This window comes from Burkholderia sp. BCC1047, assembly GCF_902833155.1.
Lineage (GTDB): Bacteria > Pseudomonadota > Gammaproteobacteria > Burkholderiales > Burkholderiaceae > Burkholderia > Burkholderia sola.
In genome coordinates, this window is the sequence record NZ_CADFEH010000032.1 from 53312 (window position 1) to 65630 (window position 12319).

Here is a 12319-nt window from a genome sequence, read left to right on the forward strand (position 1 = left end):
CCGTTTGCTGCGCGTGCCGCCAGGCACGCGGTTAAGTTTCGAGGCGCTCGATCTGCGCGCCCACTTCCGACGCGACCCGTTCGATGAACATCAGCTGACGCACGGCTTCCGCGGCGGCCTGGTCGGCACCGCTGTCGAGCAGCGTGCCGAGGCGCTCGACGCGCACGCGCTTCTCGTCGCGCAACTCGGCGAGCAATGCATCGAGCGCGTCGACGTTGCGGGCGGCCGCGGCATCCTCGATGCCCTCGCGCCACTCCATCTGCTGCATCAGGAAGGCGGGCTCCATCGCCGTGTTGTTTTCCGCGCCGATGTCGACGCCGCGCAGCGACAGCAGATAGGACGCGCGCTTCAGCGGATCGCGCAGCGTGCGGTACGCCTCATTCGCGCGGGTGGCCCATTGCATCGCGATGCGCCTTTGCGCGTCCCCGGCCGCCGCGAAGCGGTCCGGATGCACCTGCGTCTGCACCGTCCGATAGGCGGCGTCGAGCGCCGTCTCGTCGAGCGCGAATTGCGCCGGCAGGTGAAACAGGTCGAAATGGCTGTCTTTCAGCGAAACCATCGTCGCGTTCAATTCCGGTTCGTCGCGCGGCAAACGCCGCACATTAAAAAGGCGGCCCGTGCCGCCTGTTGCCCGCGTCGCGCGGAGGGAGCCGCGTCACACGCGGAACGATTCCCCGCACCCGCACTCGTCCTTCACGTTCGGGTTGTTGAACTTGAACCCTTCGTTCAGGCCTTCGCGGGCGAAGTCGAGCTCGGTGCCGTCGATATAGGCGAGGCTCTTCGGATCGACGACGACCTTCACGCCATGGCTCTCGAACACCTGATCCTCGGGAGCCAGCTCGTCGACATACTCGAGCTTGTACGCGAGCCCCGAGCACCCGGTCGTGCGAACGCCAAGCCGCAGGCCCACACCCTTGCCGCGACGGACGAGGTACTTCTGCACGTGCTGTGCTGCTTTTTCGGTCAGTGTAATTGCCATGATGTCCTTGCCGCGGCGCGCCGCCGGGGCCCGCCGCGTTCCCTTCCCTAGCCGCTCGATGCCGTTCAGGCTGCTGCCTGATCGCTTTCCTTGGTGTCGTGGCGCTTCTTGTAGTCGGCCACGGCTGCCTTGATCGCGTCTTCCGCGAGGATCGAGCAGTGAATCTTCACCGGCGGCAGCGCGAGTTCCTCGGCGATCTGCGTGTTCTTGATCGACAGTGCCTCGTCGAGCGTCTTGCCCTTCACCCATTCGGTGACGAGCGAGCTCGATGCGATCGCCGAACCGCAACCGTAGGTCTTGAACTTCGCGTCTTCGATCACGCCGTCCGCGCCGACGCGGATCTGCAGCTTCATCACGTCGCCGCATGCCGGCGCGCCGACCATGCCCGTGCCGACCGTGTCGTCGTCCTTCGCGAACGAACCGACGTTGCGCGGGTTTTCGTAGTGATCCAGAACCTTGTTGCTGTAAGACATGACTCAGACTCCTTGACTCGTAACGTCTGCGTGCGTCAATCCGCCCGCGGTTGCATTCAATGCGGTATCAGTGCGCGGCCCATTCGATCGTCGACAGATCGATGCCTTCCTGGTGCATTTCCCAGAGCGGCGACAGTTCGCGCAGCTTCGCGATCTTGCTGTTCAGCAGATCGACCACGAAGTCGACTTCCTGCTCCGTCGTGAAGCGGCCGACCGTGAAGCGGATCGAGCTGTGCGCGAGTTCGTCGTTGCGGCCGAGCGCACGCAGCACGTACGACGGCTCCAGCGACGCGGACGTGCATGCGGAGCCCGACGACACCGCAACGTCCTTGATCGCCATGATCAGCGACTCGCCTTCGACGAAGTTGAAGCTGATGTTCAGGTTGTGCGGGACACGGCGATCCATGTCGCCGTTCACGTAGGTTTCCTCGATCTGCGACAGGCCGCGCAGCAGCTTGTCGCGCAGCATGCGGATGCGCTCGTTCTCGGTCGCCATTTCCTCGCGCGCGATGCGGAACGCCTCGCCCATGCCGACGATCTGGTGCGTCGCCAGCGTGCCCGACCGCATCCCGCGCTCGTGACCGCCGCCGTGCATCTGCGCTTCGATGCGCACGCGCGGCTTGCGACGCACGTACAGCGCGCCGATGCCCTTCGGGCCGTAGGTCTTGTGCGCCGAGAACGACATCAGGTCGACCTTCAGCTTCGCGAGGTCGATCGCGACCTTGCCGGTCGACTGCGCGGCATCGACGTGGAACACGATGCCCTTCTCGCGGCAGATTTCACCGATCGTCTCGATGTCCTGGATCACGCCGATCTCGTTGTTCACGTGCATCACCGACACGAGGATCGTGTCCGGGCGCAGTGCGGCCTTGAACACGTCGAGGTCGATCAGGCCGTCGTCCTTCACGTCGAGGTAGGTGACGTCGAAACCGTCGCGCTCGAGCTCGCGGCACGTGTCGAGCACGGCCTTGTGCTCGGTCTTCACCGTGATGATGTGCTTGCCCTTGCCCTTGTAGAAGTTCGCGGCGCCCTTGATCGCGAGGTTGTCCGACTCGGTGGCGCCCGACGTCCAGATGATCTCGCGCGGATCGGCGTTCACGAGTGCGGCCACCTGTTCGCGCGCTTCCTCGACCGCACGCTCCGCGTCCCAGCCGTAAGCGTGGCTGCGCGACGCCGGGTTGCCGAACTGCTCGCGCAGGTACGGCACCATCTTGTCGACCACGCGCGGATCGACGGGCGTCGTCGCGCTGTAATCCATATAGATGGGCAGGTAGAGAGTCTCTTGGGTCATCTGTCGCTCCGGGTATTCTGTGCAGGGACTATGTGCGTTATGGGGGTTGGCGGGCGCCTTCGCGCTCACGAACTCGCGATGTTGAACACCGAATTGGGGCCGAGCGGCATCGTGCGCACGGGCTCGGCCGGTGCGGCGACGGGCTCCGGCGTGCGACGGTCGCGCAGCACCGCAGGGGCGCCCTCGCGTGCGCGCTGCTGATCGACGAGATCCTGCAGCGACACCGAATCGAGGTATTCGACCATCTTCTGGTTCAGCGTCGACCACAGCTCGTGCGTCATGCAATGGCCGTCGGGCTGCTTCGAGCCGTCGCACGTGCCCTTGCCGCCGCACTGCGTGGCGTCGAGCGGTTCATCGACCGCGATGATGATGTCGGCGACGGTGACGTCCTGCGCGCGACGCGCGAGGTTGTAGCCGCCGCCCGGGCCGCGCACGGATTCGACGATTTCATGCCTGCGCAGCTTGCCGAACAGCTGTTCGAGATACGAGAGCGAAATCCGCTGGCGCTGGCTGATGCCTGCAAGCGTCACCGGGCCCTGCTCCTGGCGCAGTGCCAAGTCAATCATCGCCGTGACGGCGAAACGGCCTTTGGTGGTGAGTCTCATGGTGTCTAGGGGACTGCAATCTTGACGATTTTGGTCAAGTATAAATATTTGACGTTTTTAGTCAAGTATCCATGTCTGTGAAAGGGTATTCGCAGACCGCTGAATATCGCGCGGTCAGTGCGCGGTGCGTGCGCGGAGCGTCTCCAGCAGGCCCGCGCACGCGCGCTCGACCTGGTCGAGCACCTGCTCGAAGCCCTGCGTGCCGCCGAAATACGGATCGGCCACTTCGGTTTCGGTCGCGCCCGGCGCGAATTCCATCAGCAGGCGCACCTTGTCGCGATGCTGCGGCGGACAGCGACGGCGCAGCTCGGCGAGATTCGCTTCGTCCATCGCGAGCAGCAGATCGAACCGCTCGAAATCCGCCGCGCTCACCTGCCGCGCGCGCAGCGCCGACAGATCGTAGCCGCGGCTGCGGGCCGCCGCCTGCGCCCGCGTATCGGGCGGCTCGCCGACGTGCCAGTCGCCGGTGCCGGCCGAATCGATCGCGATCCGGTCGGCCAGCGCGGCCGCATCGACCTGGTGGCGCATCACGCCCTCCGCGGTGGGCGAACGGCAGATGTTGCCGAGACAGACGAAACAGATCGCAACGCGGGTCATCGCACTATCGGAAAGCCGCGGCGCACCGCGTGGGGGAAGAACACGCCATTATACAAAGGCGGCCGACATCACGCCGCCGCGCGAAGCGACGGCGTCATGCGTTACAGCGCCTTCGGCGCAGCGAGCGCCATGTCGCCGGATGCCGCGGGCAGCGCCTGCGCCGCGTCGCCGACCAGCCCGAACGACACCGCGCGCGCCAGTTCGGCGGACGCCTGGTGAACCGCGAGCGGGCCGCGCGACGGCGCATCGGCCATCGCATGCAGATAGGCAACCGCTGCCAGCGGAACCACGATTGCCAGCGGCCAGTACATCGATATTGTCTTTTTCATGATGCGGACCTCGTTGACCTCGTACCCCGAAACCCGATTCCGGGGACTACAGACGAGATTCTATAGGCCGCATCTATCAAGATAAATATGCAAATAGCGAACGCACTGTTGCCGCTCGCTGAACAGTGTCAGCCGAGGTGACTTTGCGACGCCGCGTACAGCTCGCGGAACGTGCGCCCGGTCGGCGTCGACAGGTCGCGCGTATCCATCCAGCCGCCCATCATCGGCAGGCGCCGCAGCATGCCGCCGTCGCCGCCCAGCCGTTCGAGGACGCGCACCGCGAGCTTGGTCGTCAGCGCATACAGCATCGGGCGTCGGGCGAAGAACCCCCACGCGGCGAGCGCCGCGCGTTCGCGCCACGGCCGCAGGTGGCGCTCGACCTGCTTCTCGCGCAACGTGCGCAACAGGTGCGACAACGGAATCCCGGCCGGGCACACGCTATCGCATTCGCCGCACAGCGTCGCCGCCTGCGGCAGGTCGAGCGTGCGGTCGAGCCCGACGTAGCTCGGCGTCAGCACCGATCCCATCGGCCCCGGATAGACCCAGCCGTACGCATGACCGCCGACCTTCTGGTACACCGGGCAATGGTTCATGCACGCGCCGCAGCGGATGCAGCGCAGCATCTCCTGGAATTCGCCGCCGATCAGGCCCGTGCGGCCGCCGTCGACGAGCACCACGTAGTTGTGCTCGGGGCCGTCCTCGTCGCCGGGCCCGCGCGGCCCGGTCAGCAGCGAGAAATAGTTCGACGTCTTCTGCCCGGTCGCGGAACGCGGCAGCAGCCGCATCGCGGTCGCGAGATCCTCGAGGGTCGGCAGCACCTTCTCGATGCCCGTCACCGCGACATGCACGCGCGGCATCACCGTGCACATGCCCTCGTTCCCTTCGTTCGTCACGATCGCGACCGAACCCGTTTCCGCGATCACGAAGTTGCCGCCCGTCACGCCCATGTCGGCCGACATGAAATGCGGGCGCAGCACCTCGCGCGCCTCGCGCGTCATGTCCGGGATCTCGGTGAGCCGCTCGCGCCCATGCGTGCGCGCGAACAGGTCGGCGATCTCGTCCTTGTTCTTGTGCACGACGGGCGCAATGATGTGGCTCGGCGGCTCGTTGTCGTTGATCTGCAGGATGTATTCGCCAAGGTCCGTCTCGATCGACTGCACGCCCATCTCGGCGAGCACCGCGTTCAGGCGCATTTCCTCGGACACCATCGACTTGGTCTTGATGACCTTCTTCACGTCGTGCCGGCGCGCGATGTCGGCCACGAGCCGCGCGGCGTCCTCCGTCGTTTCGGCGAACAGCACCGTCGTGCCGCGCCGCGTCGCCTCGCGCTCGAACGCGTCGAGCCATACGTCGAGATTCTCGAGCGCACGGTTGCGGCGCGCCTTCAGCGCGGCGCGCGTGGCCGGGAAGTCGATCAGGGTCATCGCGTCGGCGCGTGCGGACACGAACTTCGTCGACAGTTTCTTCAGGTTCTGCTGCAGGCGCTGGTCGGCCAGCTTCTGGCCGGCGCGCGCCTTGAAATGCATCGATTGGACTTGCATCGCGGTATCGGGGAAAAGTGAGCGGAACCGGGCGTCAGACGTCGCCCGCCAGCACCTGCGCGACGTGCAGCACGCGCGTGTCGCGGTCGCCGGTGCGGCGCAACCGCCCTTCGATGTTCAGCATGCAGCCGAGATCGCCGAGCACCACCGTGCCCGCGCCCGACGCGCGCACGTTCGCGCATTTTTCATCCGCGATGGCCGCCGAGATGTCGCCGTATTTCACCGAGAAGGTGCCGCCGAAGCCGCAACAGTGCTCGCAGTCCTTCATCTCGGCGACGGCCACGCCGCGCTGTGCGAGCAGCGCGCGCGGCTGCGCCTTCACGCCGAGCTCGCGCAGGCCCGAGCACGAATCGTGATAGGTGACCGGCCCGGCGAATTCGCCCGGCGCGAGCGACACCTTCGCGACGTTCGCGAGGAAATCGGTCAGTTCGTAAACTTTCTGCTGGAACCGCGTGTAGCGCCCCATCAGCTCGGGATCGTCGCGGAACAGGTCGCCGTAGTGCGCGCGGATCATCCCGCCACACGAACCGGACGGCGCGACGACGTAATCGAATGGCTCGAACTCGCGCAGCGTCTTTTCCGCGAGGTCGCGCGCGAGCGCGCGGTCGCCCGAGTTGTAGGCGGGCTGGCCGCAGCAGGTCTGCGTGGGCGGCACGATCACCTCGTAGCCGGCGTCGCGAATCAGCTTGAGCGCCGAAAAACCGATTTCGGGGCGCATCAGGTCGACCAGGCAGGTGACGAACAAACCGACTCGCATACGTGCTCCTTCGAGAAAACGGCTCTCATTATCCGACGTTTGTCCGGCAAGACCAACGCCGGCCCGCGCGCAAGCCTGCGGTGCGCGAAACGAGGACTTCCTCGAACGGCGTTCGCTTTTTTCACGATACGAGATACAATCGATCCAACACCGCTTGACGCGTCAACCGATTCCTCCCCCGACATGAGCCAACCCACCCCGGATTCAAAAACGTCGATCCAGGTGATCGAACGCATGATGCGGTTGCTGGACGCGCTCGCCGCGCACAGCGACCCCGTCAGCCTGAAGGAACTTGCGCAGCGCACGGAGTTGCACCCGTCGACCGCGCACCGCATCCTCAACGACATGGTGACCTGCCGCCTCGTCGACCGCTCCGATCCCGGCACCTACCGCCTCGGCATGCGGTTGCTCGAGCTCGGCAATCTCGTGAAGGCGCGCCTGTCGGTGCGCGACGCGGCGCTGATGCCGATGCGCGAGCTGCACCGCCTCACCGGGCAGACCGTGAACCTGTCGGTGCGCCAGGGCGACGAGATCGTCTATATCGAGCGCGCGTATTCGGAGCGCTCGGGAATGCAGGTCGTCCGCGCGATCGGCGGCCGCGCGCCGCTGCACCTCACGTCGGTCGGCAAGCTGTTCCTCGCGGCCGACGAAACGTCGCGCGTGCGTGCGTATGCGACGCGCACGGGGCTGTCCGGCCATACGCAGAACAGCATCACCGATATCGCGAAGCTCGAGCGCGAGCTGACGATCGTCCGCCAGCAATCGTGCGCGCGCGACAACGAAGAACTCGAACTCGGCGTGCGCTGCATCGCGGCCGGCATCTACGACGATTCGGGCAAGCTCGTCGCGGGCCTGTCGCTGTCGGCGCCGGCCGACCGGCTGCAGGACGCGTGGCTCGGCCAGTTGAGCCGGACGGCGCTCACCATCTCGGAATCGCTCGGCTACCGGCCGGCGCCCGCGAAGGACGTGGACGGGCTGCAGCGGCAGGCGTAAGCCGCGCCGTCGGCCAGATTCCTTCCGGCGCCGGCGCCGGTTTCGCCAGACAAAAAAGCCCCGCGATTGCGGGGCTTTTGCGTTGCGGCGACCGGTACGGTACGGCGGCGAACCGCCGCACGCGATCAGGTGCCGCCGCTCGGCGTGTTGGCCGCCGTCAGGCGCTCGCCGCCGCCGGCATCGAGCCAGTTGCGCAGGCGCGACGCGTCGGCGAAACGCGAGTACTTGCCGAACGAATCGAGCAGCACCATCACCATCGGCCGGCCGTGAATCGTGGCCTGCATCACGAGGCATTCGCCCGCTTCGTTGATGAAGCCCGTCTTCTGCAGGCCGATGTCCCACGAGCCGTTGCCGCGGATCAGCGCGTTGGTGCTGTTGTAGACGAGGTTGCGCTTGCCCGTGTACACCTCGTAGGTGCGATCGGTCGAGAACTGGCGGATCATCGGGTACTGGTACGCCGCATTGACCATCTTCACGAGATCGCGCGCGCTCGACACGTTCGAGCTCGACAGGCCGGTCGAATTCTCGAAATGCGTATCGGTCATGCCGAGCGACTTCGCCTTCGCGTTCATCGCCGCGATGAACGCCGGACGGCCGCCCGGGTAGTAGCGCGACAGCGCGGCGGCCGCGCGGTTTTCCGACGCCATCAGCGCGATGTGCAGCATATCCTCGCGCGACAGCACCGAGCCGACCGACAGGCGCGAGCCCGTGCCCTTCTCGTAGTCGCGGTCTTCGTCGGTGACTTCGAGCTGATCGGTCATCGGCGACTTCGAGTCGAGCACGACCATGGCCGTCATCAGCTTCGAGATCGATGCGATCGGCACGACCGCGTGCGAATTCTTGTCGAACAGCGGCTCGCCGGAATTCTGGTCGACGACGTACGCGACGCTCGAGCGCAGCGCGAGCGCATCGGGCGTGTCGTGCAGGCCGAACGCTTGGCCGACCGTCGGACGGCGCGGCTGGAACGCGACCTTGCGCACCGCGCCGCGATGGCCGCCATGCAGGTTGTTCGCCGCCAGCGTCACGCGCTTGCGCGACGCTTTCGCGCGCGGCGCATCGGCGTCGGCGACCTTGGCGGATTTGTCGGAGGTCGCCCGGGCCGACTTCTTCTTCGCTGACGAAGCAGGAGCGACGGCCTTTTTCTTGGCGGCTTGGGTCTTCGCAGTGGCGGCGAAGGCGTCAGCAGGCGTGACGGACGCGGTGGTCGCGAGCAACGCGACTGCGACCGACACAGCGGTGCCGAGCGTCATGCTCTGCAACAATCTGCGCGGTGAAAACGATTCGGCTTTCATTGGGGTCTGGACAAAGCGGGCGGGAGGTTTCCGCAAGTGTAGTTAAAGCTGAAAAAAAGAGCAATATTAGGCACTTACCGATCGTCTTTAAACCGGAATGTAAGAGTCGGCCAACCTCCGGCCAATCGACCCTTCCGTTCCCATCGAAAAAATCGATGGGACGCACTGCCCGACAGCGCCCGTCTCCCGATTACCACGCGGTTAATTGAGATAACGTCACTTCGGCGGCAATTTAAAGCGGGGAAAGTACGTATCCGATGCTCGGCGTGCCCAGGGCGCCGGTCTCGGCCGTGACGGCGGCACGTCGCCACGGCACGCGCATCGAAACGGCGCGTTTTTCGACAGGAACAGAAGGATAACGTTCCATGGGCCTGTCAGGTTTACCTGTGCGTGATCATGGTGCGGCGCGTTTGCCCCGGCGCCGTGCGCACCATGTGGGAACACGCATGAAACCGATTCCGAACGGGTGCGATAACTCGTTGTTTTATCGATAATTTGTCGCGATTGTGCAACGCACAAAAAGTGCTTGACATCCGTGCTCGCTGCCCTAAAATAGGCCTCATTGCTGCGTTGCACAAAGCACGCGGTGCCGAAGTTCCCCAGCGTAGTGCCCTTTATCCTGCGATCGACGCGATCGCTTTTCAGGAGCCTGACATGTCCTTGCTGACCCCCGAGCAAATCGCCGCCGCCCAAAAAGCCAACCTCGAAAGCCTGTTCGGTCTGACGACCAAGGCGTTCGAAGGCGTCGAAAAGCTGATCGAACTCAACCTGCAAGTCGTGAAGTCGACGCTGGCCGAAGGCCAGGAAAACGCGCAGCGTCTGCTGTCGGTGAAGGACGCGCAGGAACTGATCGCGCTGCAAGCGAGCCTGTCGCAGCCGGTCGCGGAAAAGGTGCTGTCGTACGGCCGTCACCTGTACGAAATCGCATCGTCGACGCAAGCCGAGTTCGCGAAGGTCGCCGAAGCGCAATTCGACGAGCAGAACAAGAAGGTCCAGGCACTCGTCGACAACGTCGCGAAGAACGCCCCGGCCGGTTCGGAAACGGCTGTCGCCGCACTGAAGTCGGCGCTGAACGCTGCGAACACCACGTACGAAACGGTTCAGAAAGCCACGAAGCAAGCGGTGGAAATCGCTGAAACGAACTTCAACGCCGCTGCTGCCGTCGCAACGAAGGCTGCAACCGCCGCTGCCGCGCGTCGTTCGAGCAAGCCGGCCGCGTAAGCGTCCCCTGCTCCTGAAAGAGCCGCGCCCAGCGCGGCTTTTTCGTTTCTGGCGCCGGAATGTGCCGGGCGGGCGGCAAACTGCCCGCCACCATCGAGCCTGTCGCGCGCCACGCAAAACAAAACGCCGCCGTCCGGTTTGCCCGGGCGGCGGCGTTTTCGTGGCCGGCGCGTGGCCGGCCATGCCGGTCGCGTTACTGTTACTTCTTGCGTTGCGGCGGCAGGTCCGTACAGACGCCTTCGTACAGCTCGGCGGCCATGCCGACCGATTCGCCGAGCGTCGGGTGCGGATGGATCGTCTTGCCGATGTCTTCCGCGTCCGCGCCCATTTCGACCGCGAGACACACTTCGCTGATCAGGTCGCCCGCGTTCAGGCCGACGATCGCACCGCCGATCACGCGATGGGTTTCCTCGTCGAAGATCAGCTTCGTGAAGCCTTCGTCGCGGCCGTTCGCGATCGCGCGGCCCGAAGCGGCCCACGGGAACACGGCCTTGCCGTACTTGATGCCTTCGGCCTTGCACTGGTCTTCGGTCTTGCCGGCCCACGCCACTTCCGGATCGGTGTAGGCCACCGACGGGATCTGCAGTGCGTCGAAGTACGCCTTTTCGCCGTGCGCGGCTTCCGCGGCGACGTGGCCTTCATGCACGGCCTTGTGCGCGAGCATCGGCTGGCCGACGATATCGCCGATCGCGAAGATGTGCGGGACGTTCGTGCGCATCTGCTTGTCGACGTCGATGAAGCCGCGATCCGTGACCGCGACGCCGGCCTTGTCGGCACCGATCTTCTTGCCGTTCGGGCTGCGGCCCACCGCGACGAGCACGAGGTCGTAGCGCTGCGCTTCCGCCGGCGCCTTTTCGCCCTCGAACTTCACGTAGATGCCGTCTTCCTTCGCTTCCGCGCCGACCGTCTTGGTCTTCAGCATCACGTTGCCGAAGCGCTTCGCGTTGTACTTTTCCCAGACCTTCACGAGATCGCGGTCGGCGCCCATCATCAGGCCGTCCATCATTTCGACGACGTCGACCTCGGCGCCGAGCGTCGAGTAGACCGTCGCCATTTCGAGGCCGATGATGCCGCCGCCGATCACGAGCATGCGCTTGGGCAGTTGGCGCAGTTCGAGCGCGCCCGTCGAATCGACGACGCGCGGGTCTTCCGGCATGAACGGCAGCTTCACGGCCTGCGAGCCCGCGGCGATGATCGCCTGCTTGAACTTGACGACCTTCTTGCCGTTTTCGCCCTGCACTTCCATGTGGAACGGATCGACGAACGCGCCGACGCCGGTGACCACTTCGACCTTGCGCGCCTTCGCCATGCCGGCGAGGCCGGTCGTCAGTTTCTTGACGACGCCGCCCTTGAAGTCGCGCAGCTTGTCGAGATCGACTTGCGGCTTGCCGAACGTGATGCCGTGCGACGCGAGCGCCGCGGCTTCCTCGACGACGAGCGACGTATGCAGCAGCGCCTTCGACGGGATGCAGCCGACGTTCAGGCAGACGCCGCCGAGCGTCGAATAGCGTTCGACGAGTACGGTCTTCATGCCGAGGTCGGCGGCGCGGAATGCGGCCGAGTAGCCGCCGGGGCCGGCGCCGAGTACGAGCATGTCGCACTCGATGTCGGCGGCGCCGCTGTAGCTGCCGGCTTGCGGCGCGGGCGCCGGCGCGGCTGCGGCCGGAGCCGGCGCGGCTGCGGCCGGAGCCGGTGCGGCGGCGGCGGGCTTCGGCGCTTCGGGCGCTTTCGCGGGAGCGGCTGCGCCTGCCGACGCTTCGACGATGGCGATGACGGTGCCTTGCGAGACTTTCTCGCCGGCTTTGACCTTGACTTCCTTGACGGTGCCGGCGACGTCGCTGGGCACTTCCATGGAGGCTTTATCGGATTCGAGCGTGATGAGCGTTTGCTCTTTTTCGATCACGTCGCCGGGTTTGACGTTGACTTCGATGACATCGACGCCGCTGAAATCGCCGATATCCGGAACCTTGACTTCGATGAGACTCATGACTGTCCCCTTCTTGATTGACTGCAGACAGAGGGGGAGGAACCCGCGAGAGAACCGACTACGGCTACGGCCTGACAAAAGCAGCGAACCTGGGCAGGACCACCTTTGCCGTCCGCCCAAGGACGCGCCTTTCTTTTGGTTACTTTTCTTTGGAAGACAAAGAAAAGTGACCGCCGCCCCGCGCAGGGGCGACGCTAATAGACCGTTAGCGCAACAGGTTCAACGAAAAGGCGTGGACAAAAACCGAACACAAA

General features: G+C 65.2%; 13 protein-coding genes. 2 read left to right on the top strand and 11 right to left on the bottom strand.

What is annotated here, in order from left to right:
• Positions 1-31 precede the first annotated feature (31 nt).
• The 9 genes from hscB to HWX55_RS27685 form a co-directional block, all read right to left on the bottom strand.
• Entirely contained in the window at positions 32-559 is a 528-nt protein-coding gene (hscB, locus tag HWX55_RS27645) for a Fe-S protein assembly co-chaperone HscB (protein ID WP_175978015.1), read from the bottom strand.
• Between the two features lie 96 nt (positions 560-655).
• Complete coding sequence (gene iscA / locus HWX55_RS27650) at positions 656-979, bottom strand: iron-sulfur cluster assembly protein IscA (protein ID WP_011885413.1); 324 nt, start codon at positions 977-979, stop codon at positions 656-658.
• A gap of 65 nt (positions 980-1044) precedes the next feature.
• Positions 1045-1452, bottom strand: coding sequence for a Fe-S cluster assembly scaffold IscU (gene iscU / locus HWX55_RS27655; protein ID WP_006478389.1), 408 nt, complete (start codon positions 1450-1452; stop codon positions 1045-1047).
• 67 nt (positions 1453-1519) lie between these two features.
• Positions 1520-2743 carry an IscS subfamily cysteine desulfurase gene (locus tag HWX55_RS27660; protein WP_175978016.1) on the bottom strand — a complete coding sequence of 408 codons (1224 nt, stop codon included), beginning with the start codon at positions 2741-2743 and terminating at the stop codon, positions 1520-1522.
• Positions 2744-2808: 65 nt separating this feature from the next.
• On the bottom strand, positions 2809-3348 hold the full coding sequence (gene iscR, locus HWX55_RS27665) for a Fe-S cluster assembly transcriptional regulator IscR (RefSeq protein WP_009691731.1): 540 nt from the start codon (positions 3346-3348) through the stop codon (positions 2809-2811).
• A gap of 114 nt (positions 3349-3462) precedes the next feature.
• Positions 3463-3945: a low molecular weight protein-tyrosine-phosphatase gene (locus HWX55_RS27670; protein ID WP_175978017.1), complete on the bottom strand. Its 483-nt coding sequence runs from the start codon at positions 3943-3945 to the stop codon at positions 3463-3465.
• A 101-nt stretch (positions 3946-4046) separates the two neighbouring features.
• Entirely contained in the window at positions 4047-4274 is a 228-nt protein-coding gene (locus tag HWX55_RS27675; protein ID WP_175978018.1) for a hypothetical protein, read from the bottom strand.
• A gap of 128 nt (positions 4275-4402) precedes the next feature.
• A complete protein-coding gene (locus HWX55_RS27680) occupies positions 4403-5815 on the bottom strand; it encodes a lactate utilization protein B (RefSeq protein WP_175978019.1) in 1413 nt (470 codons plus the stop codon).
• A gap of 34 nt (positions 5816-5849) precedes the next feature.
• Entirely contained in the window at positions 5850-6572 is a 723-nt protein-coding gene (locus tag HWX55_RS27685; RefSeq protein ID WP_175978020.1) for a (Fe-S)-binding protein, read from the bottom strand.
• Positions 6573-6755: 183 nt separating this feature from the next.
• On the opposite strand from HWX55_RS27685, the gene HWX55_RS27690 reads away from it, so the two are divergent.
• Positions 6756-7565, top strand: a complete 810-nt coding sequence (locus tag HWX55_RS27690) for an IclR family transcriptional regulator (RefSeq protein ID WP_050013008.1) — start codon at positions 6756-6758, stop codon at positions 7563-7565.
• Positions 7566-7690: 125 nt separating this feature from the next.
• Here HWX55_RS27690 and pbpG read toward each other — a convergent pair whose 3' ends face one another.
• A complete protein-coding gene (pbpG, locus tag HWX55_RS27695; protein WP_050013009.1) occupies positions 7691-8857 on the bottom strand; it encodes a D-alanyl-D-alanine endopeptidase in 1167 nt (388 codons plus the stop codon).
• A gap of 654 nt (positions 8858-9511) precedes the next feature.
• Here pbpG and HWX55_RS27700 point away from each other — a divergent pair.
• Positions 9512-10078 carry a phasin family protein gene (locus tag HWX55_RS27700; protein WP_034188948.1) on the top strand — a complete coding sequence of 189 codons (567 nt, stop codon included), beginning with the start codon at positions 9512-9514 and terminating at the stop codon, positions 10076-10078.
• 199 nt (positions 10079-10277) lie between these two features.
• On the opposite strand, the gene lpdA is transcribed toward HWX55_RS27700, so the two are convergent.
• Positions 10278-12065 (bottom strand): dihydrolipoyl dehydrogenase, encoded by a 1788-nt coding sequence (lpdA, locus tag HWX55_RS27705; RefSeq protein ID WP_175978021.1) that lies wholly within the window; start codon positions 12063-12065, stop codon positions 10278-10280.
• Between the last annotated feature and the right edge of the window lie 254 nt (positions 12066-12319).

Bases quoted from the DNA above. Each gene is read 5' to 3' on its own strand.
- hscB (WP_175978015.1), bottom strand. From the start codon at position 559: ATGGTTTCGCTGAAAGACAGCCATTTCGACCTGTTTCACCTGCCGGCG.
- iscA (WP_011885413.1), bottom strand. From the start codon at position 979: ATGGCAATTACACTGACCGAAAAAGCAGCACAGCACGTGCAGAAGTAC.
- iscU (WP_006478389.1), bottom strand. From the start codon at position 1,452: ATGTCTTACAGCAACAAGGTTCTGGATCACTACGAAAACCCGCGCAAC.
- HWX55_RS27660 (WP_175978016.1), bottom strand. From the start codon at position 2,743: ATGACCCAAGAGACTCTCTACCTGCCCATCTATATGGATTACAGCGCG.
- iscR (WP_009691731.1), bottom strand. From the start codon at position 3,348: ATGAGACTCACCACCAAAGGCCGTTTCGCCGTCACGGCGATGATTGAC.
- HWX55_RS27670 (WP_175978017.1), bottom strand. From the start codon at position 3,945: ATGACCCGCGTTGCGATCTGTTTCGTCTGTCTCGGCAACATCTGCCGT.
- HWX55_RS27675 (WP_175978018.1), bottom strand. From the start codon at position 4,274: ATGAAAAAGACAATATCGATGTACTGGCCGCTGGCAATCGTGGTTCCG.
- HWX55_RS27680 (WP_175978019.1), bottom strand. From the start codon at position 5,815: ATGCAAGTCCAATCGATGCATTTCAAGGCGCGCGCCGGCCAGAAGCTG.
- HWX55_RS27685 (WP_175978020.1), bottom strand. From the start codon at position 6,572: ATGCGAGTCGGTTTGTTCGTCACCTGCCTGGTCGACCTGATGCGCCCC.
- HWX55_RS27690 (WP_050013008.1), top strand. From the start codon at position 6,756: ATGAGCCAACCCACCCCGGATTCAAAAACGTCGATCCAGGTGATCGAA.
- pbpG (WP_050013009.1), bottom strand. From the start codon at position 8,857: ATGAAAGCCGAATCGTTTTCACCGCGCAGATTGTTGCAGAGCATGACG.
- HWX55_RS27700 (WP_034188948.1), top strand. From the start codon at position 9,512: ATGTCCTTGCTGACCCCCGAGCAAATCGCCGCCGCCCAAAAAGCCAAC.
- lpdA (WP_175978021.1), bottom strand. From the start codon at position 12,065: ATGAGTCTCATCGAAGTCAAGGTTCCGGATATCGGCGATTTCAGCGGC.